The sequence below is a fragment of the Caldisericia bacterium genome (assembly GCA_021158845.1).
Lineage (GTDB): Bacteria > Caldisericota > Caldisericia > B22-G15 > B22-G15 > B22-G15.
Genome location: JAGGSY010000163.1, coordinates 1 through 18,539 on the forward strand (window position 1 = coordinate 1; position 18,539 = coordinate 18,539).

Genomic DNA, 18,539 nt, shown 5'->3' on the forward strand with positions numbered 1-18,539 from the left:
GAAGAACTGTTGGTGCTGGAGTAATATCCAAGGTTATAGAGTAGGTGGAAGATGAAAGGAACCAAGAACAAGGTAAGAATAAAATTAAGATCCTTTGATTCAAGAATCCTTGATATGTCAGCGACCCTTATAGTGGAAACTCTCAAGAAGAAGGGGGTAGAGGTTGCAGGACCTATCCCTCTTCCCTCTGAGAGGACTGTTTATACATTCCTAAGGGCACCAAATATTGATAAGGATTCCAGAGAACAGTTGGAACTCAGAGTTCATAAGAGACTTATAGATATCTTAAATCCTACACCAGAAGCAACTAAGGCTTTAATGGATCTTGATCTACCAGCAGGTGTGGATATAGAGATAAAACTCTAAGGAGGAAGATATGAAAGGAATTTTAGCAAGGAAACTGGGTATGACACAGATATTTGAGGATAGAAAGGTTATTCCTATAACAGTCCTTAAGGCAGGACCATGTAAAGTTGTTCAGAAGAAAACTCCTGAAAAAGATGGCTATACCGCTGTTCAGATAGGTTTTGAACCAGCCAAAGAAAAAAGAATAAATAAACCTCTTAAAGGACATTTCTCAAAGGTGGGAGAATACTTTAAGTATCTAAAAGAGATAAGAGATTTTGAGAAAGAGGTAGGAGAGGAGATTACTGTAGAGATATTCCAGAAAGGTGAGAGAGTAGATGTTCAGGGTATCTCCAAAGGAAAAGGATTTCAGGGAGTGATGAAGAGACATGGAATGGCTGGCGGAAATGACTCACACGGTTCAATGTCACATAGAAGAATAGGTGCTATTGGAAATAGGCTTACTCCTCAGAGAGTTTTCAAAGGACACAGAATGCCTGGTCGTATGGGAAGAGAAACAGTTACAGTGAAGAATCTTGAAGTTGTTTTTGTTGATAAAGAGAGGAATCTTATAGGACTTAAGGGTGCAGTTCCTGGTCCTAAAGGCTCTGTTGTTGTAATAAGGGGTGAGTAAGATGAGTATACCTGTATATAATTTAAAAGGTGAAGTAGTTGGTAAGGAGGAAATTCCGAGAGGTTTTTCAATTCCACCACATTACTTTTCCGTATTTGAAGATATAAGGTATGTAAGGAATGCTTTAAGAAGAGGAACGGCATCTACAAAAACCAGAGCAGAGGTCAGAGGTGGTGGAAGAAAACCATGGAGACAGAAAGGTACAGGAAGGGCAAGACACGGATCCATTCGTTCTCCCATCTGGAGAGGTGGTGGAGTTGTTTTTGGCCCAAAACCAAGGAGTTTCAGAATAGACATTCCAAAAAAGGTGAAGAAACTTGCAATAAGATCTTCAATCTCAGATAAGATTGTCAACGACAAACTCTTTATTCTCAAAGGAGTAAGATTTGATAAGGTAAGTACTAAGGAAGCAGCATCATTAATTGGGTCTCTCAAGATATCTGGTTCAATCCTCTTTGTGTTTTCCGATGAGAATGGAGAGGTTGAGCTTTCAATGAGAAATCTTCCAAAGGTGAAACCTCTCTTCTGGAACAAGGTTAATACATATGATGTGGTTAAGCACGAGAATCTTGTTGTGACAGAGGAAGCATATAAAAACATGAAAGAGGTGTGGGGCAATGTTTGAGAGAGTTTTGATTAGACCAGTAGTTACTGAGAAAAGTCAGGAACTTTCTAAAGAGAGAAAGTATGTTTTCTTAGTGTATAAGAATGCCAATAAGGATATGGTGAAAAAAGCTGTTGAGGAGTTGTTTAATGTGAAGGTTGAAAAGGTGAATATATTGAAAAAATACCCCAAGAAGAGAAGATCAAGGGCTTTCTTCTCCCATACTCCAGAGGGGAAGAAAGCCATTGTTACTCTGAAAGAGGGGTATTCCATAGATATTATGAAAGGAGTATAAGATGGGACTAAGAAAGGTTAGACCAATAACCCCAGGGCAGAGACATGTAGTCTATCCAGATTTCAGCGATATAACAAAAAAGGAACCAGAGAAATCTCTTGTAGTTGGTTTAAAGAAGAAGGCAGGAAGAAACAACCAGGGAAAGATAACTGTAAGACATAGAGGCGGTGGAGTTAAAAGACTCTACAGAATTATTGATTTTAAGAGAGATAAAGATGGAGTACCCGGAAAAGTTGCAAGCATAGAGTACGACCCCAACAGATCAGCAAGGATTGCCCTTATTCATTATGCCGATGGAGAGAAAAGATACATCCTTGCTCCACTGGGACTTCAGGTTGGAGACACAATTCTTTCGGGAGAGAATGTTCCTATAAAACCAGGAAACAGTATGCCCATAGAAAATATACCAGTGGGAACTCTAATTCACAATATAGAGCTTACTCCTGGCAAGGGAGGTCAAATTGTTCGTTCTGCAGGAGCAGGAGCTCAGATTATGAGTAAAGAGGGAAAGTATGCCCAGGTGAAACTCCCTTCAGGAGAAATCAGAATGATAAACATAAAGTGCAGAGCCACAATTGGACAGGTTGGAAATCTTGACCATATTAATGTCTCCCTTGGAAAGGCAGGCAGAAAGAGACACCTTGGTATAAGACCAACAGTCAGAGGGTCTGCCATGAATCCGGTGGATCATCCACATGGAGGAGGAGAAGGAAAAGCTCCCATTGGACATCCATCACCTTTGTCTCCCTGGGGTAAACCAACTCTTGGTAAGAAGACCAGAAAGAAGAAGAAACCAAGCACCAGATTTATAGTCAGGAGGAGGAAGTAGGTATGGGAAGAAGCAAGAAAAAAGGACCCTATGTGGATGAGAAACTTTTGAAAAGAATAAGAGAGATGAATGAGAAGGGTGTGAAGAAGATAATAAAGGTGTGGTGCAGAAGATCCACCATTACTGAAGAGATGGTTGGACACACTATTGCAGTCCATAATGGAAAGAACCACATTCCCATTTACATAACAAAAGCGATGGTTGGACATAAACTTGGTGAATTCGCCTTTACAAGAACCTTCAGATCTCACAATAGACCAACTGAACGTTCAACGGCACCTAAATAGGAGGTAAACAATGGAAGTTAGAGCAGTGAGTAGATTTGTAAGAATATCTCCAAAGAAAGCAAGAAGAATAGCTAACCTTGTGAGAGGAAAGGATGTAAAGATTGCACTCTCCATGTTAAAGTTTATCCCTTCAAAGACTGCTGTTCCTATAGCAAAGACAATAAAATCTGCCGCAGCCAACGCTAAAAACAACTATCATATGAATGAGAATCTTCTCTATATAAGTAAGATAATGGTTGACCAGGGACCTCCCATGAAGAGGGTTAAACCTCGTGGAATGGGTAGAGCAGATGTTATTAGAAGACCTCTTTCACATATAACTGTTTATGTTGAAGAGAGAAAGGAGGAAGAGTAATGGGTCAGAAAGTTAACCCCTATGGTTTTAGACTTGGAGTAACCAAAGAGTGGAAAGCTTTCTGGTATGCTCCCAAGAAAGAGATTCCAAATATACTCTTTGAAGATTTGATGATAAGGAATAAAATAGACAGTCTTGGAAGGGAAGTTGCAGTTGCATCTGTTGAGATTTACAGAAAAGGTGACCAGGTGAGAGTTGTTATATTTACCGCAAGACCAGGTGTTCTCATAGGGAAAGGTGGATCCAACATTGAAAGACTTAAAAGTGAACTTCAGGAGATTGTTGGAGATAAAAAGTTGGATGTGAAAGTTGTGGAGGTCAAAAAACCTGAACTCTCTGCAAAACTTCAGGCAGAATTTATTGTTGACAGAATTGAAAAGAGAGCGTCTTACAAGAGAGCAATGAAACAGACCATAGCCAGAACAATGAAAGGCGGAGCTAAAGGTATAAAGGTTCAGTGCTCGGGAAGACTTGATGGTGCAGAAATTGCAAGAACTGAGTGGTTCAAGGAAGGGAGAGTTCCTCTTCAGACACTTACAGCAGATATAGACTATGCTTATATACCAGCAAAGACAAAGTTTGGAGTTATTGGAGTAAAGGTGTGGATCTACAGAGGAGACCTTCCTGTTAGAAGGTTCAGGAAAGAGCAGGTGGAGGTGTAGTTATGCTTATGCCAGAGAGAGTTAAATGGAGAAAGCAGCATAGAAGAAGAACCAAAGGTTTAGCCATTAAGGGATCAAGGCTTGCCTTTGGAGAGTATGGAATAAAGGCTCTGGAGCCCGGATGGATAACTGCACGCCAGATAGAGGCAGCAAGAATTCCAATTTCTCAGGCAGCCCATAAGGGTGGAAAGATGTGGATAAGAATATTTCCCGATAAACCTGTAACAAAAAAACCAGCAGAGACAAGAATGGGTGGTGGAAAAGGAGATCCAGAGTTCTGGGTAGCTGTGGTTAAGCCTGGAAGGATTCTCTTTGAGATTGGTGGAGTGTCAGAGGAACTTGCCACTCACGCTTTAAGACTTGCTCAGAGCAAACTTCCCATAAAAACAAAGATAGTTAAAAGAGAGGTGTAAGAGAATGAAGGCAAGAGAATTAAGAGAACTTTCAATAGATGAATTGGAAAGAAAACTGGAGGAATTGAGGAGAGAACTGTTCAACCTCAGATTTCAGCAGGCAACTCATCAGTTAAAGAATCCTGTAAGAATTAGATTTGTAAGAAGAGATATTGCAAGAATCCTTACCATCCTTAAGGAGAAGGAGAGGGTGTCATGAAGAAGAGATTGATAGGCGAAGTTATATCAAACAAGATGCAGAAAACAGTGGTTATAAAGGTTGAGAGACTTGTAAAACATCCTCTTCTTAAGAAATACATTAAGAGACACTCAAAGTTCTATGCCCATACTGATGTGCCTCTTGAGATTGGAGATATAGTTGAGATAGAGGAAACAAGACCTTTAAGCAAACTCAAAAGATGGAGAGTTAGGAGAATAGTGAAAAGTGTTCCAAGAGAGGAAACTTCGGAGGTGAAAAATGATAAGACCACAGACAAGACTTAAAGTTGCAGACAATACAGGTGCAAAAGAGGTTATGTGTATAAGAATTCTTGGAGCGCCAAATAAATTGTATGGAAGAGTTGGAGATGTAATTGTCTTTACAGTTAAAGATGCTATTCCAAACAGTCCTATTCCAAAGGGAACTGTAGGTAAAGGAGTTATTGTAAGAACCAGAAACAGAATTAGAAGACCAGATGGATCCTATGTAAGATTTGATGATAATGCTGTGGTAATAATAGATGAAGATGGAAATCCTAAGGGAACAAGAATTTTTGGTCCAGTCTGCAGAGAATTAAGGGAGAAAGGATATCTTAAGATAATTTCCCTTGCAGCAGAGGTGGTGTAGTATGAGAAAACTGAGGATTAGAAAAGGAGACACTGTAAAAGTAATAAGTGGCAAAGATAAAGGAAAGACAGGAAAGGTCCTAAAGGTTTTTCCCAAAGAGAGAAAGGTAATTGTTGAGGGAGTGAATGTGGTTAAGAAACATATGAGACCAACCCAGAAGTATCCAGAAGGTGGAGTAAAGGAGATAGAGACTCCCATATACGCATGGAAGGTTGAACTTGTATGTCCTCACTGTAAGAATCCCACAAGGGTTGGAATGCTGTTCCTTGAAACAGGAGAAAAGGTAAGAGTTTGTAAGAAGTGTGGAGAGATAATTGATAGAACATAGGAGGAATTATGGGATACTTAAAGGCTAAATGGCTTGAAGTAGCTCCAAAGCTCATGAAGAGGTTTGGATATAAAAATATAATGGAAGTCCCAAAGATCGTGAAGATTGTTATAAATCGTGGAATAGGAGATGCTCCTGAAAATCCAAAGGCAATTGAGAAGACAGAAGAGGAGATAAAACTGATAACAGGGCAGAAGCCAGTCTTCAAAAAGGCAAGGAAGTCTATTGCTTCCTTCAAGATCAGAAAAGGGATGATAGTTGGCGCCAAAGTCACTCTTAGAGGAAAGAGAATGGAAGAATTCTTTGAGAAGCTCATCAATGTTGCTCTTCCAAGGATAAGGGACTTTAGGGGACTCTCCAGAAAGTCCTTTGATGGAAGAGGAAATTACACTTTTGGTGTGGAAGAACAGTTGATATTTCCAGAGATTGACTACGACATGATTGATAAAGTTAGAGGCTTTGATATAACCATTGTCACCACTGCAAAGACAGATGAGGAGGCAGAAGCTTTGCTTGAAGAGCTGGGGCTTCCATTTGAAACAAAGAAGAGAAAGGAGGCATAAATGGCAAGGAAGGCTTTAATAGAGAAAGCAAAGAGAAAACCAAAGTATAGAACAAGAAAGGTAAATAGATGCAGAATATGTGGAAGACCAAGAGCAGTTTACAATGACTTTGGGCTCTGCAGAATATGTATTAGGAAATATTTCCACTCAGGTTATATTCCCGGAATGAAGAAAGCGAGTTGGTAGGAGGTGGTTAACTTGATGACAGATCCAATTGCAGATCTTATAACAAGGATAAGAAATGCAAATATGGTTTATAAAGAATCTACAGAGGTTCCTTACTCCAGAATAAAGAGAAATATTGTACAGATACTTAAGGATGAAGGCTATATAAGTGATTACGAGGTTATAGAGAAAGACAACAAGAGAACCATAAAGATATACCTGAAGTATGGAAAGAACAAGGAAAGGGTAATTATGGGAATTAAAAGAGTTTCAAAACCTGGAAGAAGAATCTATGTGGGAAAAGACAAGGTGCCGAAAGTCCTTAACGGTATAGGAATAGCCATTATCTCCACCTCAAAGGGTCTTGTGACTGATAGGGTTGCAAGAAAGATTGGTCAGGGTGGAGAGGTTCTTCTGTATGTGTGGTAGGAGGAAGAAATGTCAAGGATAGGAAAAAAGCCAATTCCAATACCAAAAGGAGTTGAAGTAACTATAAAGGATAGAGAGATAACGGTAAAGGGACCCAAAGGGACCCTTAAAAGAGAATTTCCTCCTGTTCTCTCGGTAAAGGTAGAAGATTCTAAGATAGTTGTGGAGAGAAACAGTGAAGATAAACAGGTGAGAGCACTTCACGGAACATATAGAGCTTTAATAAACAATATGGTGGAAGGAGTAAGTAAGGGCTTTGAAAAAACTCTCATAATTCATGGTGTAGGTTATAAAGCGCAGCTTACAGGGAAGAAGCTTGTTATAAATCTTGGCTACTCCCATCCCATTGAAATGGAAGCTCCAGAGGGGATAGAGTTTGAAGTGGAGAGAGGAATAAAGATAAAGGTTAAAGGGTTTGATAAGGAACTTGTTGGTCATGTTGCAGCAAAGATCAGGAGACTCAGAAATCCTGACCCATACAAGGCAAAGGGTGTAAGATACGAGGACGAGGTTATTAGAAGAAAACCAGGAAAGGCTCTCGCCAAGGGAACTGGAGCATAAGGAGGAGATATGATTAAACAGGTAAGTAGAAATGAGAAGAGAAAAGCAAGACATAAAAGGATAAGGAAGAAGATCTCTGGAACTTCTTCTCGCCCAAGAGTTTGTATATATAAAAGTCTTAAACACATATACCTTCAGGCAATAGATGATGAGAATGGCCATACCCTGATTTACCTTTCCACTTTAACTCCAGAGATAAGGGAAACTCTTAAGGGAAAGAAGAACAGAGAGGCATACATACTTCTTGGTCAGAAGATGGCAGATCTCCTTTTAGAAAAAGGAATAAAGACTATTGTTTTTGATAGATCAGGTTATATGTACCATGGTAATATAAAAGCTCTCTGTGAAGAGATGAGAAAGAAGGGAATAGAATTTTAGGAGGAGACGATATGATAAGTAGAGATGACCTTGAAGTTACTTTTGAAGAGCAGCTTGTTCAGATAAGGAGGGTTACGAAAGTAACAAAGGGAGGAAAGAGACTTAGATTTAGAGCTCTTGTTGTTGTTGGGGATAGAAATGGAACTGTTGGAGTTGGAGTAGGAAAAGCCAACGAAGTTCCTGCAGCAATAAAGAAAGCTTCTGCAAGGGCAAGGAGAGATGCCATAAAGGTAAATCTTAAAGGAACCACAATTCCTCATGAGATATGGGGAAAGTGGGGTGCAGCGAAGGTGTTTCTGAAACCGGCAGTTCCTGGAACTGGAATTATCGCAGGAGGTGCAGTAAGAGCGGTACTTCAACTTGCAGGAGTGAGGGATGTTCTTTCAAAGTCTCTTGGCTCATCAAATCAGGTGAATGTTGCCTTTGCAACCCTTGAGGCACTCAAGAATCTCATAACTTTCCAGAAAAAGATGGAGCTATTGGGAAAAAGGAAGGTAAAGGAGGTTCAGGATGATAAAGTTGAATAAACTCTCTAACCCATTTCCAAGGAAGAAAAAATTTAGAGTTGGGAGAGGACCAGGCTCAGGCTCAGGAAAGAATTGTGGATACGGAAACAAGGGGCAGAAATCAAGAAGTGGAAGAGGAAAAGAGATCTGGTTTGAAGGCGGACAGACTCCAATCTATAAGAGACTTCCCCAGCTTAAAGGTTTTAAGAGCAGAAAAAACAGGAAGATAATGGCTGAGATAAACATTGATACCCTATCAGAGTTCTTTAAAGAGGGAGACATTGTTGATATAGACACACTTAAAGATAAAGGAATAATAAAGGAAAGAGTTAGATTCGTTAAGATCCTTGGAAGAGGAGAGATAGATTTCCCCCTTACAGTAAAGGCAAGTGCTTTTAGTGAGAGCGCAAAGAAAAAGATTGAGAAGGCAGGGGGAAAGGTTGAAGTGGTGAGGTGAGAAGATGTGGAACCTTTTGAAGAACGCTTTAAGAATAAAAGAGCTTAGAAACAGAATCCTGTTCACCCTCTTCATGTTTGGTCTCTTCAGATTGGGAACATTTGTTCCTGTTCCAGGTGTGAATAGAGAGATTCTAAAACAAGCTGTTGAGAAGGGAGGCTTACTTTCCCTTATGGATATGTTTGCTGGAGGAGGCCTCTCAAACTTTTCAATCTTTACCCTTGGAGTTTTCCCATACATCAATGCATCCATCATTATGCAACTTCTTGGTGCTGTATTCCCATCCCTTGAGGAGCTCATGAAGGAGGGTGGAGAGGAAGGAAGGAGAAAGATCGCTGTCTGGACAAAGTACCTTACATTTTTCCTTGCCCTTATACAAGCTTCTGCTCTCCTTATCACCTTTACAAACAATGGTGCAGTTACTGCTAAAGGACTTCTATCAAAGGCAACCATAATCTTTACACTTGTTGCAGGAACCTATGTTCTTTATTGGATTGGAGAGATTATAAGCCAAAAAGGTATAGGAAATGGAGTCTCTTTAATTATATTTGCAGGAATAGTGAGTAGAATTCCTCTTGGTATAGGAGAGATTGCAAGACTCTATGGAAAAGCTGGAGGAATCACACTTGTTCAGATATTAGTTGCAGTTGTTGGACTCCTTGTAATTCTATTTGCAATTCTATATCTCTATCAATCTGAGAGAAGGGTTCCAGTTCAGTATGCAAAAAGGATAGTTGGAAGAAGAATCTATGGAGGGCAGTCCACATACATTCCCTTGAGGTTAATTCAAGCAGGAATCCTACCAATAATATTTGCATCCTCATTTATCATGTTTCCTGCAACTTTAGCACAGTTTTTCCCTGGCACATGGATTGAGAATGTGGCAAAGGTATTAACAGACAGAACATCAATTGTATACAATATAACCTTCTTCCTGCTGGTGGTTTTCTTCACATACTTCTATACAGAGATCTCCTTTAACCCTCAAGAACTGGCAGATAACTTAAAGAAGTGGGGTGGTTTCATCCCAGGTGTAAGACCGGGGAAGGCAACTGCCCAGTACATTGCAAGGATTATCAACAGAATTACACTACCTGCAGCAATAATTCTTGGTCTTATCGCTATAGTACCTAATTATTTCTTCAGAACTGTGAATATACGAGCTTTCTACTTTGGAGGTACCTCAATACTTATTATTATAGGAGTTGCCCTTGAGACTGTTCAACAGATAGATGCCTATGTGAAGATGCGTCACTACGAGGGACTTCTCAAATGAAGATTGTTATGCTTGGAAACATAGGAGTTGGTAAGGGAACTCAGGGAAGGAAGATTTCAGAAAGATTTAATATTCCATATATCGCCACAGGAGATATATTTAGAGAGAATATAAGAAAGGAAACCCCTCTTGGGAAAAAGGTGAAGAATATTCTTAAAGAGGGGAAACTTGTTCCAGATGAGGTTGTAAATGAGATAGTTTTTGATAAAATTAATAATTTGGAAGGGTTTGTCCTTGATGGTTTTCCAAGGACTCTATTTCAAGCAGAGCAACTTGAAAAATTTCTTAAGTCAAGAAACAATCCCTTGAATTTTGTTATTTACCTCACCCTTCCTGAGGAGACAATTGTAAAGAGGCTGACAGGGAGAAGGATTTGCCCTAAATGTGGAAGGGTTTACAACATCTACTTTAATCCTCCAAAGAATGATGAGGTTTGTGATTTTGATGGTGAAAGATTAATTCAGAGGGAGGACGATAGTCTTGAAGTTGTTAAAAGGAGAATTGAGGAGTTTAAGAGAAATACCCTTCCTCTTGTAGATTTTTATAGAGAGAGGAAGATACTCTTTGAGATAGATGGAGATGGAACTGTTGATGAAGTTTTTAATAGAATAGTGAAGATTATAGATGATAATACTAAAGAGTAAGGCTGAAATAGAGATCATGAGAGAAGCTGGAATACTTCTCTCAGAGGTGTTGGAAGAGTTAAAGAAGATGGTAAAAGAAGGAGTTTCTGCGCAAGAACTGGACAGGTTTGCTGAGAAGAAAATAAGGAGCCTCAATGCAGAGCCTGCATTTAAGGGATACAGAGGCTATCCTTATACGCTCTGTGTCTCTGTGAACAGTGAGGTTGTTCATGGATTTCCTTTAAGAGATAAGGTTTTTAAAGAAGGAGACCTTGTCTCTCTTGATATAGGGCTTAAGTATAAAGGATACTACTCAGATATGGCATTTACAGTTCCTGTTGGGAAGATAGACGAGAGAAAAAGGAAACTTCTTGAGATTGGAGAGAGGGCACTTTACCTTGGAATATCAAAGGCAAGAGTTGGAAACAGACGTGGTGATATATCCAATGCCATTGAAGAGTTTGTGAAAGAAAATGGTTTTAGTGTTGTAAAGGATTATGTGGGACATGGAATTGGTAGAAATTTGCATGAGGATCCACAGGTTCCAAACTTTGGAGATAGGAGTGAAGGACCCATACTGAAGGAGGGCATGACTATAGCTATTGAACCGATGATATGCATAGGTAGTGGAAAGACGAAGGTAGAGGATGATGGCTGGACTGCGAAAACTGTTGATGACGGTCCGTGTGTGCATTTTGAACATACAATTGCTATTACAGGGAGAGGTCCTTTGATTCTCACTGTTCCAGAGGAGGTGAGGTGATGGGGAAGAAAAAAGAATATGTAGAAGTGGAAGGAATTGTTGTTGAAACTCTTCCGAATATGAACTTTAAGGTCAAACTTCCAAATGGAAAAATAATAAAAGCTTTTGTGAGTGGAAAGATGAGGCTCCACTCCATCAGGGTTGTTCCTGGAGATAGGGTTAAGCTCCAGATATCTATATACGACCCTACTCAGGGGAGAATTGTTTACAGACTTTCTTAAAGGAGGAATAGGATGAAGGTAAGGTCTTCAGTAAAGAAGATATGTCCTAAGTGTAGGATTATAAAGAGAAAAGGAAGGGTTATGGTGATTTGCTCTAACCCAAAACATAAGCAGAGACAAGGATAGGAGGAGATATGGCAAGAGTTGTTGGTGTAGATTTACCAAAAAACAAAAGAATAGATATAGCTCTAACCTATATCTATGGAATAGGTCGTTCAAGAGCTAAGGAGATAGTTGAAAAGGTGGGCCTTGATATAAATAAGAAGGTGAAGGATTTGACACCTGAGGAGATTAAAGCTCTTAACGAGTTCATTCCAAAGAACTACAAGGTTGAAGGAGAATTGAGGAAGGAAATTGCTTCCAACATCAGGAGACTCATAGATATTAACTGCTACAGAGGGATGAGACATAAGAGGGGTCTTCCAGTGAGAGGTCAGAGGACAAGAACCAATGCAAGGACAAGAAAGGGCCCAAGAAAAACTATAGGAAGGAAAAGATAAGGAGGATTAGATGGCTAAAAAGAAAAAGAAAAAAAGAATAGATGAGTATGTGAATGCCTATATTCAATCCACATTCAATAACACAATAGTTACTATTACCGATAAGAATGGAAATGTGCTTACATGGGGTTCTGCAGGTACTGTTGGATTTAAAGGAACTAAAAAGGGTACACCTTTTGCTGCTCAGCTTACAGCAGAATCAGTTGCAAAGAAGGCAGTAAATATGGGAGCGAAGTATGTTGATGTGTTTATTAAAGGTCCAGGTCCAGGTAGAGAGACTGCAGTGAGAGCTCTTCAGACTGGAGGTCTGATTGTTAAATCCATAAAGGATGTGACACCAATTCCACACAATGGTTGCAGACCTCCAAAGAGAAGAAGGGTCTAAAGGAGGAAGATATGGCTAAAATTACAAAACCCAAATGTAGAATTTGCAGAAGACTTGGCGTGAAGTTGTTTCTAAAGGGTGAAAAGTGTTATACATCAAAATGTCCCCTTGAGAGAAAGTTCTCTCCACCAGGTATGCAGGGTATAAGAAGAAAACCCAAACCCTCAGATTATGCTATACATCTCTGGGAGAAACAGAAATTAAGGAAGATATATGGAGTTATGGAGAGACAGTTTAGAAGATATTTTGAAAGAGCTGCATCTCAGAGAAAGATTGCCACAGGTGAGAAACTCCTTGAATTACTTGAGAGAAGGCTTGACAATGTAATTTTTAGAGGAGGACTTTCAGTTTCAAGGTCTGCTGCAAGACAGCTTGTCTCCCATGGTCATGTTCTTGTGAATGGAAGAAAGGTTACAATTCCTTCCTTTGAGGTAAAGCCAGGAGATAAGATTCAGTTGAGACCAAAGGCAAAGAATATACCCACAGTTCTTTCTGCTATAGAGCAAAAACCATTTGTCCCTCCATGGCTAAACACAGATTTTGATAATCTAACAATAGAGGTTCTTTCTGTTCCTACAAGGGATCAAATAGATACTCCAATTAAAGAGGAACTCGTTGTTGAGTTCTACTCCAAGTAAGGGGTGAAAGATGGAGTATTTAAGTGGAAGACCAAAAGTAAAAGTTTTGGAAGAGAAAAAGAATTACTTAAAGTTTGTTGTTGATCCTCTCTACAGAGGTTATGGAATAACACTTGGCAATGCCTTAAGGAGAGTTCTTCTTTCCTCTATAAGGGGTTATGGCATTTACGCTGTGGAGATAGGTGGTATCACCCATGAATTTACCTCTATTCCACATGTATATGAAGATGTGCCAGAGATAATATTTAACCTAAAACAGGTGGTAATAAAAGGTTCACTTGATAGAGATAAACTTCATTTGAAAGTTAAAGGAGAAAAGGAGGTTAAAGCTTCTGACTTTGAACCAAATCCAAATATAGAGATAGTGAACCCTGATCAGCACCTGTTCACCATAACAGATAAAGAAGGTGAAGTGGAGATTACTGCCTATGTTAAAAGAGGCTTTGGATACAATTTGGAATCAGAGAATAAAGAGAAGGGATTTCCAATAAATACAATATTTATGGATACAGTTTTTTCCCCTGTAAGGAAGGTGAATTTTAATGTCTCTTCCTCAGATGTTGCGCCATTTCCAAAGAGAGAAAAACTGGTTATGGAGATCTATACCAATGGTGCAATAAACCCAAGAGAAGCATTGAAGGAGGCATCTGAGATTCTCAAGTATTACATGGATGTTATAAGCGAGTTTAAAGAGGAAGAGGTAAAGAAAGAACTCTCTGTTGAACTGCTCCCTATTCCAAGTAGGATAAAGAATATCTTAAGGAAAGAGGGAATAGAGACAGTTACCCAGCTTAAAAGGCTGGTAAATTCTGGTGATATAAAGGATATAAGAGGAATAGGAGAGAAATCCATTGAGGAGATAAGAGAGGTACTCTTTAAGACAGAGGAGGCGGTGGAAGAGCCTTCATTCTTCTCTAAAGCAATTGATGAGCTTATGGATGAATTTGCATTAACCGATGAGGAGCTCATGAGATTGAAAGAGGGTGGAATAAAGACATTGAAGGACCTTTTAGGGTATAGTGCTTCAGATCTTCTATCTGATAAATTTGGACTCCCCTCAAAGAGGGTTAAAAGGATAGAGAATAAACTTAGGAAATGGAATCTATTTCTTAGAAAGGAGAAGAAAAAATGAGACATAGAGCAGGTTATAGGAAACTAAACAGATTTCCTTCTCACAGGAAGATGATGCTAAGGAATCTTCTTACATCTCTTATTATCCATGAGAGAATCGTAACCACTGAGGCAAGGGCAAAGGAACTTAGAAGACTTGCAGACAGGGTTATAACATGGGCAAAGAAAGATACACTCCATGATTGGAGGAAGGTCTATTCACTTCTTCTTTCAAAGGAAGCAGGTAAGCATCTTGAGGAAATTAAAGACAGGTTTGAAGGAAGAGATGGTGGATACACAAGAATAATTCCCTTAGGCGAAAGAAGGGGTGATGGTTCGTTTCAGGTAATAATTGAGCTTATAAAAGAGTGATTGAATTTAAGAATGTTTCCTTTTCCTACCTTTCACCCGAAAGGATTGATGTACTTAAAAATGTTAATCTTAAGATTGATAAGGGTGAATTTGTCAGCATAATAGGAAGAAACGGATCAGGTAAATCAACTCTTGCAAGATTAATATCGGTTCTCCTCCTCCCCTCAGAAGGGGAGGTTTTTGTTGATGGTATGAACACGAGGGAGGAGGAGAATCTTTACAAGATAAGAAGAAAGGTTGGCATGGTTTTTCAGAATCCAGACAACCAGATTGTTTCACAGATTGTGGAAGAAGATGTTGCCTTTGGGCTTGAAAATCTAAATTTTCCTCCAGATAAGATAAGAGAAAAGGTTGATGAGGTTCTTAAAGAGGTTGGTCTTTATGAATTTAAAAACTTTCCTCCCCATTTTCTTTCAGGGGGACAGAAGCAGAAACTTGCCATTGCAGGTGTTTTGGTTATGGAGCCAGAGTATCTTGTTCTTGATGAGCCAACCTCTCTTCTGGATCCAAGGGGAAGAAGGGATGTAATCAATTTAATATTGAAGTTACATAAGAAGGGTATAACCATAGTGCTTATAACTCACAGAATGGAAGAAGCATCAATGTCACAGAGGGTAATAGTTTTAAATGATGGAAGGATAGAGATGGAAGGGTCACCTCAAGATGTCTTTAAAGAAGTTGAAAGGTTAAGGAGCATTGATCTATCCGTTCCTCCACTCACCTATCTTTCATATTTATTGAAGAAGGAAGGATACCCTCTGGAGGTAAAGCTTTGGAAGAGAGAGGATCTCTTAAGAGAGATATTGCAATTGAAGTTAAGGGTTTAAGCTATATCTACAGCCGTGGACTTCCCTATGAAAAGGAAGCCTTAACTTCTGTAAGTATCAAGATTTTTAAAGGGGAAGCTGTGGGAATAGTTGGACACACAGGAAGTGGAAAATCTACACTTATTCAGCATTTTAACGGTCTTATCTTACCACAGGTCGGAACTGTAAAAGTCTTTGGAGAAGAGATTAAAAATGATAAGAAGTTTTTAAAGGAGTTGAGGAGAAGGGTGGGTCTTGTTTTTCAATTTCCAGAATCCCAGCTCTTTGCAGAAACTGTTTACGATGACATTGCTTTTGGTCCAAGAAACCTAAAACTTCCAGAGGATGAGGTGAAGGAAAGGGTTATGTGGGCTATTAATGAAGTTGGTTTAACCAGTGAGTATCTTGATAGGTCTCCATTCTCTCTTTCAGGTGGTGAGAAGAGGAGGGTAGCAATAGCAGGGGTTCTTTCAATGAAACCCGAAATCCTTGTTCTTGATGAACCAACAGCAGGTCTTGATCCTCAGGGAACGGAAGAGATACTCTCTGTTGTTAAGAGGCTTAAGAGCGAGAAGGATGTAACAGTTATATTTGTTTCCCATTCTATGGAGGACATTTTATCCCTTGTTGATAGAATTTTTGTTCTAAAAGAGGGAAGGGTAGTTGTAGAAGGGAAGATTGAGGAAGTTTTTAAAAACAAGGAAATTGTTGAACTTTTTGATTTATCAGTGCCAGATATATTCCTTCTTGGTGAGGAACTGAAGGAAAAGGGATTTAAGATAGATGAGCCTTTTAGAGATCCCTTAATTGCAAAGAAGGAGATAGTGAAAAACATATGATTTCTAAAGACACTCTTATAGTCGGTCAGTACTTTCCAGGTGAAGGGTTTGTTTACTCCCTTGATCCAAGGGGAAAGATGGTTTCATTCCTCATGATGATGATCTTCCTTTTCTTTATAAAGACCTTTTACGGATTTATCCCCGTTTTCGTTTTGCTTTTGATACTCTTTATTCTTTCTAAAATCCCCATAAAGCATGTTTTAAAGGGGCTAAAACCAATACTTATTCTCCTTGTCTTTACCATATTTTTCCACCTCTTCTTCACAGAGGGACATGTAATATTCAAATTCTACTTCCTGAAACTCACAAGAGAGGGTATTATAAGGGGGAGTTTTATAGGTATAAGACTCATCCTCCTTATACTCATCTCTTCAATACTTACATTTACCACAACTCCCATTGAACTTACAAAGGGCCTTGAGTTTCTTCTTCTACCTCTTGAAAAGATTGGCTTTCCATCTGGTGAGCTTGTTATTATGATAACCATTGCTTTAAGATTTATTCCAGTGCTTATGGAAGAGGCAGAAAGGATTATAAAGGCTCAAACCAGCAGAGGTGCTAACTTTGACGAAGGAAACATATTTAAGAGAGCCAAAAGCCTTATCCCCATTCTCGTTCCTCTTTTTGTTTCTGCCTTCAAAAGGGCAGAGGACCTTGCAGTGGCTATGGAGGTAAGATGTTTCCAGCCAGGAAAGAAGAGAACCTACATGAGGAAACTAAACTGGAGGTTTTCTGATACAGTCTTTCTTCTAATTTCAATTTTTGTAAGCATCTCCCCACTCATATTTGGTATTTAACCTTCTTTCTGGGCAAGGAGGGCGGAGAGAAAGATAAAAAGCATACCCACATAATTTATAATTCCATACACAACGCCTAAAAAGAGGAATTCAAAGAGTGCGGCAAAGATAGGTTCTGTGGCATAGATAAAGTTTGCCTTTATGGTGTTTTCTCTTGTCTGGAAAGTTAGTTGTATGTAGAAAGGAACAATAGTTGCAAAGAGAGAGGTTATTATTGCTCCCTTTAGAGAAACAGTCGGTATGGGAATTGTCTTAACTCCTGTAGCTATTATGAATAGTCCAGAGAGGATAAGAACCACCCATACCTCCACAAATAGAAGTCCAAAGTTTTCCTCTTTTATGGATAAAAGTCCAACAAAAACAATGTGAAAAGCCCAGCATACAGCAGAAAGGATTGTAAGAACATCTCCAATGTTAATTGTATCTATTGAGAGTCCAAACATAAGGTATATTCCCACCGAAGCTAAAATAACAGCAAGCACTGTTCTAAACTTTATCTTTGTTTTGAGTATAAAGAGAGATATAAATGGAGTGAATAGCACTCCAAGAGATGTTAAAAATGCACTCTTTGATGGAGTTGTGTATTTTAAACCAACAGTTTGAAAAAAGTATCCAAAGAATAGGAAAATGCCAAGTATTACCCCTTTTACAAATATCTCATTTTTAATTTTTCTCTTTGTTAAAAACATAAATACTGTGAGAACAAGGAATGTTATACCAAACCTTAAAAATAGAAATGATACAGGATGATATACCTCAACACCCTGCTTAACAACAACAAAAGTAACTCCCCAAAGGATTGTAGCAACTATTAATGAGAGAGTATCCTTTCTCATGAAAAATATTATACCATTAGAAAGGGTTTAGTGTTTTTTATTTGCAAAATGATTTGCCTCTTTCTTTCCTTTAAGCCCATTTATGTAGCTTTCAACTACCTCAAAGAACCTTTTGTGGAAAAGTATAAAGTTTACTACAATCCATATCCATGCAGTAATAGAGAGGATTTTGTATTCAAAAAAGGATATAACAAAGGGAGCAAAAACAACAGGAGCGGCAAATGTCATAGTTGTTGTTTTTGATGGGAAAAGCGCAATAAATGAAAAAGAAACAAGGTTATAAAGAGCAAAGAGGGTTAATGTTATCCTCCCAGAGAGATAGAAGTAGAGTAAAGTTGACCAGACAAAGATCATATCAAAGAGAAAATCATACTTTCCAAGTTTCCAAAATTTTCCTGTAGTTCTTGCTATATAACCATCAAGAATATCTGTTTCCCATGCAAATAGCACTGTGTAGAAAAAGATGGGAAAGGTATCTTTCGGAATTAAACCAAGATAAATAACAAAGCCAGATGAGACAAGTCTTAAAAATGTCAAAATATCAGAGAACATATTTCCTCCGCATATTTATTATATAATAAGGAGAGTAAGTTTAAAATTTCCTTTAAGGAGGAAAATCAAATAATTCTTTAATCTCATTAAATTAAGTTATAATTAATTAAAGACCTTGTTTAAAGGAGGAGAGATGATTAGAGTTAGATTTCCGCCATCACCTACTGGATACATGCACATAGGG

Annotated in this window: 36 protein-coding genes; 34 read left to right on the plus strand and 2 right to left on the minus strand. The window is 38.8% G+C overall.

What is annotated here, in order from left to right; all coding sequences use genetic code 11:
* The first annotated feature begins 51 nt into the window (after positions 1–51).
* The 33 genes from rpsJ to J7J33_05885 are packed head-to-tail and all read left to right on the plus strand — an operon-like array spanning position 52 to position 16,967.
* A complete protein-coding gene (gene rpsJ / locus J7J33_05725) occupies positions 52–366 on the plus strand; it encodes a 30S ribosomal protein S10 (protein MCD6168778.1) in 315 nt (104 codons plus the stop codon).
* A 10-nt stretch (positions 367–376) separates the two neighbouring features.
* Positions 377–979 (plus strand): 50S ribosomal protein L3, encoded by a 603-nt coding sequence (rplC, locus tag J7J33_05730; GenBank protein MCD6168779.1) that lies wholly within the window; start codon positions 377–379, stop codon positions 977–979.
* A gap of 1 nt (position 980) precedes the next feature.
* On the plus strand, positions 981–1,604 hold the full coding sequence (gene rplD / locus J7J33_05735; protein MCD6168780.1) for a 50S ribosomal protein L4: 624 nt from the start codon (positions 981–983) through the stop codon (positions 1,602–1,604).
* Positions 1,597–1,878, plus strand: coding sequence for a 50S ribosomal protein L23 (gene rplW, locus J7J33_05740; GenBank protein MCD6168781.1), 282 nt, complete (start codon positions 1,597–1,599; stop codon positions 1,876–1,878). Before rplD ends, rplW begins: the two co-directional genes overlap by 8 nt.
* A 1-nt stretch (position 1,879) precedes the next feature.
* Positions 1,880–2,707, plus strand: coding sequence for a 50S ribosomal protein L2 (gene rplB / locus J7J33_05745; GenBank protein MCD6168782.1), 828 nt, complete (start codon positions 1,880–1,882; stop codon positions 2,705–2,707).
* A gap of 2 nt (positions 2,708–2,709) precedes the next feature.
* Positions 2,710–2,994 carry a 30S ribosomal protein S19 gene (gene rpsS / locus J7J33_05750; protein ID MCD6168783.1) on the plus strand — a complete coding sequence of 95 codons (285 nt, stop codon included), beginning with the start codon at positions 2,710–2,712 and terminating at the stop codon, positions 2,992–2,994.
* 10 nt (positions 2,995–3,004) lie between these two features.
* Positions 3,005–3,349, plus strand: coding sequence for a 50S ribosomal protein L22 (gene rplV / locus J7J33_05755; GenBank protein ID MCD6168784.1), 345 nt, complete (start codon positions 3,005–3,007; stop codon positions 3,347–3,349).
* Positions 3,349–4,011 (plus strand): 30S ribosomal protein S3, encoded by a 663-nt coding sequence (gene rpsC, locus J7J33_05760; GenBank protein ID MCD6168785.1) that lies wholly within the window; start codon positions 3,349–3,351, stop codon positions 4,009–4,011. Before rplV ends, rpsC begins: the two co-directional genes overlap by 1 nt.
* Positions 4,012–4,013: 2 nt before the next feature.
* Positions 4,014–4,424 carry a 50S ribosomal protein L16 gene (gene rplP, locus J7J33_05765; GenBank protein MCD6168786.1) on the plus strand — a complete coding sequence of 137 codons (411 nt, stop codon included), beginning with the start codon at positions 4,014–4,016 and terminating at the stop codon, positions 4,422–4,424.
* A gap of 4 nt (positions 4,425–4,428) precedes the next feature.
* The gene (gene rpmC, locus J7J33_05770) at positions 4,429–4,623 is read left to right on the plus strand and encodes a 50S ribosomal protein L29 (protein MCD6168787.1); all 195 of its coding nucleotides are present in this window, start codon (positions 4,429–4,431) and stop codon (positions 4,621–4,623) included.
* Positions 4,620–4,907, plus strand: a complete 288-nt coding sequence (rpsQ, locus tag J7J33_05775; protein ID MCD6168788.1) for a 30S ribosomal protein S17 — start codon at positions 4,620–4,622, stop codon at positions 4,905–4,907. Before rpmC ends, rpsQ begins: the two co-directional genes overlap by 4 nt.
* Complete coding sequence (gene rplN, locus J7J33_05780; GenBank protein ID MCD6168789.1) at positions 4,882–5,250, plus strand: 50S ribosomal protein L14; 369 nt, start codon at positions 4,882–4,884, stop codon at positions 5,248–5,250. The genes rpsQ and rplN overlap by 26 nt, the downstream gene beginning before the upstream one ends.
* A gap of 1 nt (position 5,251) precedes the next feature.
* Positions 5,252–5,578: a 50S ribosomal protein L24 gene (gene rplX, locus J7J33_05785; GenBank protein ID MCD6168790.1), complete on the plus strand. Its 327-nt coding sequence runs from the start codon at positions 5,252–5,254 to the stop codon at positions 5,576–5,578.
* A gap of 8 nt (positions 5,579–5,586) precedes the next feature.
* Positions 5,587–6,141: a 50S ribosomal protein L5 gene (gene rplE, locus J7J33_05790; protein ID MCD6168791.1), complete on the plus strand. Its 555-nt coding sequence runs from the start codon at positions 5,587–5,589 to the stop codon at positions 6,139–6,141.
* Positions 6,142–6,327 (plus strand): type Z 30S ribosomal protein S14, encoded by a 186-nt coding sequence (locus J7J33_05795; protein MCD6168792.1) that lies wholly within the window; start codon positions 6,142–6,144, stop codon positions 6,325–6,327.
* Between the two features lie 15 nt (positions 6,328–6,342).
* The gene (gene rpsH, locus J7J33_05800; GenBank protein ID MCD6168793.1) at positions 6,343–6,735 is read left to right on the plus strand and encodes a 30S ribosomal protein S8; all 393 of its coding nucleotides are present in this window, start codon (positions 6,343–6,345) and stop codon (positions 6,733–6,735) included.
* A 9-nt stretch (positions 6,736–6,744) separates the two neighbouring features.
* Positions 6,745–7,296: a 50S ribosomal protein L6 gene (gene rplF / locus J7J33_05805; protein MCD6168794.1), complete on the plus strand. Its 552-nt coding sequence runs from the start codon at positions 6,745–6,747 to the stop codon at positions 7,294–7,296.
* A 9-nt stretch (positions 7,297–7,305) separates the two neighbouring features.
* Complete coding sequence (locus tag J7J33_05810) at positions 7,306–7,674, plus strand: 50S ribosomal protein L18 (protein MCD6168795.1); 369 nt, start codon at positions 7,306–7,308, stop codon at positions 7,672–7,674.
* An 11-nt stretch (positions 7,675–7,685) separates the two neighbouring features.
* Complete coding sequence (gene rpsE, locus J7J33_05815; protein ID MCD6168796.1) at positions 7,686–8,201, plus strand: 30S ribosomal protein S5; 516 nt, start codon at positions 7,686–7,688, stop codon at positions 8,199–8,201.
* On the plus strand, positions 8,185–8,637 hold the full coding sequence (gene rplO / locus J7J33_05820) for a 50S ribosomal protein L15 (protein MCD6168797.1): 453 nt from the start codon (positions 8,185–8,187) through the stop codon (positions 8,635–8,637). Before rpsE ends, rplO begins: the two co-directional genes overlap by 17 nt.
* Positions 8,638–8,641: 4 nt before the next feature.
* Positions 8,642–9,913 carry a preprotein translocase subunit SecY gene (secY, locus tag J7J33_05825; protein MCD6168798.1) on the plus strand — a complete coding sequence of 424 codons (1,272 nt, stop codon included), beginning with the start codon at positions 8,642–8,644 and terminating at the stop codon, positions 9,911–9,913.
* Positions 9,910–10,557, plus strand: a complete 648-nt coding sequence (locus tag J7J33_05830) for an adenylate kinase (protein ID MCD6168799.1) — start codon at positions 9,910–9,912, stop codon at positions 10,555–10,557. The genes secY and J7J33_05830 overlap by 4 nt, the downstream gene beginning before the upstream one ends.
* On the plus strand, positions 10,538–11,299 hold the full coding sequence (gene map / locus J7J33_05835) for a type I methionyl aminopeptidase (protein ID MCD6168800.1): 762 nt from the start codon (positions 10,538–10,540) through the stop codon (positions 11,297–11,299). The genes J7J33_05830 and map overlap by 20 nt, the downstream gene beginning before the upstream one ends.
* The gene (gene infA / locus J7J33_05840; GenBank protein ID MCD6168801.1) at positions 11,299–11,520 is read left to right on the plus strand and encodes a translation initiation factor IF-1; all 222 of its coding nucleotides are present in this window, start codon (positions 11,299–11,301) and stop codon (positions 11,518–11,520) included. The genes map and infA overlap by 1 nt, the downstream gene beginning before the upstream one ends.
* 12 nt (positions 11,521–11,532) lie before the next feature.
* Positions 11,533–11,646, plus strand: coding sequence for a 50S ribosomal protein L36 (gene rpmJ, locus J7J33_05845; protein MCD6168802.1), 114 nt, complete (start codon positions 11,533–11,535; stop codon positions 11,644–11,646).
* Between the two features lie 8 nt (positions 11,647–11,654).
* Positions 11,655–12,020: a 30S ribosomal protein S13 gene (gene rpsM / locus J7J33_05850; protein MCD6168803.1), complete on the plus strand. Its 366-nt coding sequence runs from the start codon at positions 11,655–11,657 to the stop codon at positions 12,018–12,020.
* 10 nt (positions 12,021–12,030) lie between these two features.
* A complete protein-coding gene (rpsK, locus tag J7J33_05855; GenBank protein ID MCD6168804.1) occupies positions 12,031–12,405 on the plus strand; it encodes a 30S ribosomal protein S11 in 375 nt (124 codons plus the stop codon).
* Positions 12,406–12,416: 11 nt separating this feature from the next.
* Positions 12,417–13,043, plus strand: coding sequence for a 30S ribosomal protein S4 (rpsD, locus tag J7J33_05860; GenBank protein ID MCD6168805.1), 627 nt, complete (start codon positions 12,417–12,419; stop codon positions 13,041–13,043).
* 10 nt (positions 13,044–13,053) lie between these two features.
* Entirely contained in the window at positions 13,054–14,175 is a 1,122-nt protein-coding gene (locus tag J7J33_05865) for a DNA-directed RNA polymerase subunit alpha (GenBank protein MCD6168806.1), read from the plus strand.
* Complete coding sequence (gene rplQ, locus J7J33_05870) at positions 14,172–14,525, plus strand: 50S ribosomal protein L17 (GenBank protein ID MCD6168807.1); 354 nt, start codon at positions 14,172–14,174, stop codon at positions 14,523–14,525. Before J7J33_05865 ends, rplQ begins: the two co-directional genes overlap by 4 nt.
* The gene (locus J7J33_05875) at positions 14,522–15,352 is read left to right on the plus strand and encodes an energy-coupling factor transporter ATPase (GenBank protein MCD6168808.1); all 831 of its coding nucleotides are present in this window, start codon (positions 14,522–14,524) and stop codon (positions 15,350–15,352) included. Before rplQ ends, J7J33_05875 begins: the two co-directional genes overlap by 4 nt.
* Positions 15,328–16,170, plus strand: a complete 843-nt coding sequence (locus J7J33_05880; GenBank protein ID MCD6168809.1) for an energy-coupling factor transporter ATPase — start codon at positions 15,328–15,330, stop codon at positions 16,168–16,170. Before J7J33_05875 ends, J7J33_05880 begins: the two co-directional genes overlap by 25 nt.
* A complete protein-coding gene (locus tag J7J33_05885) occupies positions 16,170–16,967 on the plus strand; it encodes an energy-coupling factor transporter transmembrane protein EcfT (GenBank protein ID MCD6168810.1) in 798 nt (265 codons plus the stop codon). Before J7J33_05880 ends, J7J33_05885 begins: the two co-directional genes overlap by 1 nt.
* On the opposite strand, the gene J7J33_05890 is transcribed toward J7J33_05885, so the two are convergent.
* Together J7J33_05890 and J7J33_05895 are read right to left on the minus strand one after the other, a co-directional pair.
* Positions 16,964–17,803, minus strand: a complete 840-nt coding sequence (locus tag J7J33_05890; protein ID MCD6168811.1) for a DMT family transporter — start codon at positions 17,801–17,803, stop codon at positions 16,964–16,966. The genes J7J33_05885 and J7J33_05890 overlap by 4 nt on opposite strands.
* Before the next feature lie 27 nt (positions 17,804–17,830).
* Positions 17,831–18,355 (minus strand): CDP-alcohol phosphatidyltransferase family protein, encoded by a 525-nt coding sequence (locus tag J7J33_05895; protein ID MCD6168812.1) that lies wholly within the window; start codon positions 18,353–18,355, stop codon positions 17,831–17,833.
* A gap of 133 nt (positions 18,356–18,488) precedes the next feature.
* Here J7J33_05895 and J7J33_05900 point away from each other — a divergent pair.
* Positions 18,489–18,539: hypothetical protein (locus tag J7J33_05900; protein ID MCD6168813.1), on the plus strand; the 51-nt coding region annotated here is incomplete at its 3' end.

Coding starts and splice junctions, on each gene's coding strand:
- rpsC (MCD6168785.1), top strand. CDS start 3,349: ATGGGTCAGAAAGTTAACCCCTATGGTTTTAGACTTGGAGTAACCAAA.
- rplB (MCD6168782.1), top strand. CDS start 1,880: ATGGGACTAAGAAAGGTTAGACCAATAACCCCAGGGCAGAGACATGTA.
- rpmJ (MCD6168802.1), top strand. CDS start 11,533: ATGAAGGTAAGGTCTTCAGTAAAGAAGATATGTCCTAAGTGTAGGATT.
- J7J33_05830 (MCD6168799.1), top strand. CDS start 9,910: ATGAAGATTGTTATGCTTGGAAACATAGGAGTTGGTAAGGGAACTCAG.
- rplF (MCD6168794.1), top strand. CDS start 6,745: ATGTCAAGGATAGGAAAAAAGCCAATTCCAATACCAAAAGGAGTTGAA.
- rpsM (MCD6168803.1), top strand. CDS start 11,655: ATGGCAAGAGTTGTTGGTGTAGATTTACCAAAAAACAAAAGAATAGAT.
- rplP (MCD6168786.1), top strand. CDS start 4,014: ATGCTTATGCCAGAGAGAGTTAAATGGAGAAAGCAGCATAGAAGAAGA.
- rpsS (MCD6168783.1), top strand. CDS start 2,710: ATGGGAAGAAGCAAGAAAAAAGGACCCTATGTGGATGAGAAACTTTTG.
- rpsE (MCD6168796.1), top strand. CDS start 7,686: ATGATAAGTAGAGATGACCTTGAAGTTACTTTTGAAGAGCAGCTTGTT.
- rplC (MCD6168779.1), top strand. CDS start 377: ATGAAAGGAATTTTAGCAAGGAAACTGGGTATGACACAGATATTTGAG.
- rpsD (MCD6168805.1), top strand. CDS start 12,417: ATGGCTAAAATTACAAAACCCAAATGTAGAATTTGCAGAAGACTTGGC.
- rplQ (MCD6168807.1), top strand. CDS start 14,172: ATGAGACATAGAGCAGGTTATAGGAAACTAAACAGATTTCCTTCTCAC.
- rplN (MCD6168789.1), top strand. CDS start 4,882: ATGATAAGACCACAGACAAGACTTAAAGTTGCAGACAATACAGGTGCA.
- rpsQ (MCD6168788.1), top strand. CDS start 4,620: ATGAAGAAGAGATTGATAGGCGAAGTTATATCAAACAAGATGCAGAAA.
- rplE (MCD6168791.1), top strand. CDS start 5,587: ATGGGATACTTAAAGGCTAAATGGCTTGAAGTAGCTCCAAAGCTCATG.
- rpmC (MCD6168787.1), top strand. CDS start 4,429: ATGAAGGCAAGAGAATTAAGAGAACTTTCAATAGATGAATTGGAAAGA.
- secY (MCD6168798.1), top strand. CDS start 8,642: ATGTGGAACCTTTTGAAGAACGCTTTAAGAATAAAAGAGCTTAGAAAC.
- rplO (MCD6168797.1), top strand. CDS start 8,185: ATGATAAAGTTGAATAAACTCTCTAACCCATTTCCAAGGAAGAAAAAA.
- rplW (MCD6168781.1), top strand. CDS start 1,597: ATGTTTGAGAGAGTTTTGATTAGACCAGTAGTTACTGAGAAAAGTCAG.
- map (MCD6168800.1), top strand. CDS start 10,538: ATGATAATACTAAAGAGTAAGGCTGAAATAGAGATCATGAGAGAAGCT.
- rpsJ (MCD6168778.1), top strand. CDS start 52: ATGAAAGGAACCAAGAACAAGGTAAGAATAAAATTAAGATCCTTTGAT.
- J7J33_05895 (MCD6168812.1), bottom strand. CDS start 18,355: ATGTTCTCTGATATTTTGACATTTTTAAGACTTGTCTCATCTGGCTTT.
- rpsH (MCD6168793.1), top strand. CDS start 6,343: ATGACAGATCCAATTGCAGATCTTATAACAAGGATAAGAAATGCAAAT.
- J7J33_05890 (MCD6168811.1), bottom strand. CDS start 17,803: ATGAGAAAGGATACTCTCTCATTAATAGTTGCTACAATCCTTTGGGGA.
- J7J33_05810 (MCD6168795.1), top strand. CDS start 7,306: ATGATTAAACAGGTAAGTAGAAATGAGAAGAGAAAAGCAAGACATAAA.
- rpsK (MCD6168804.1), top strand. CDS start 12,031: ATGGCTAAAAAGAAAAAGAAAAAAAGAATAGATGAGTATGTGAATGCC.
- infA (MCD6168801.1), top strand. CDS start 11,299: ATGGGGAAGAAAAAAGAATATGTAGAAGTGGAAGGAATTGTTGTTGAA.
- J7J33_05795 (MCD6168792.1), top strand. CDS start 6,142: ATGGCAAGGAAGGCTTTAATAGAGAAAGCAAAGAGAAAACCAAAGTAT.
- rplV (MCD6168784.1), top strand. CDS start 3,005: ATGGAAGTTAGAGCAGTGAGTAGATTTGTAAGAATATCTCCAAAGAAA.
- rplX (MCD6168790.1), top strand. CDS start 5,252: ATGAGAAAACTGAGGATTAGAAAAGGAGACACTGTAAAAGTAATAAGT.
- J7J33_05865 (MCD6168806.1), top strand. CDS start 13,054: ATGGAGTATTTAAGTGGAAGACCAAAAGTAAAAGTTTTGGAAGAGAAA.
- rplD (MCD6168780.1), top strand. CDS start 981: ATGAGTATACCTGTATATAATTTAAAAGGTGAAGTAGTTGGTAAGGAG.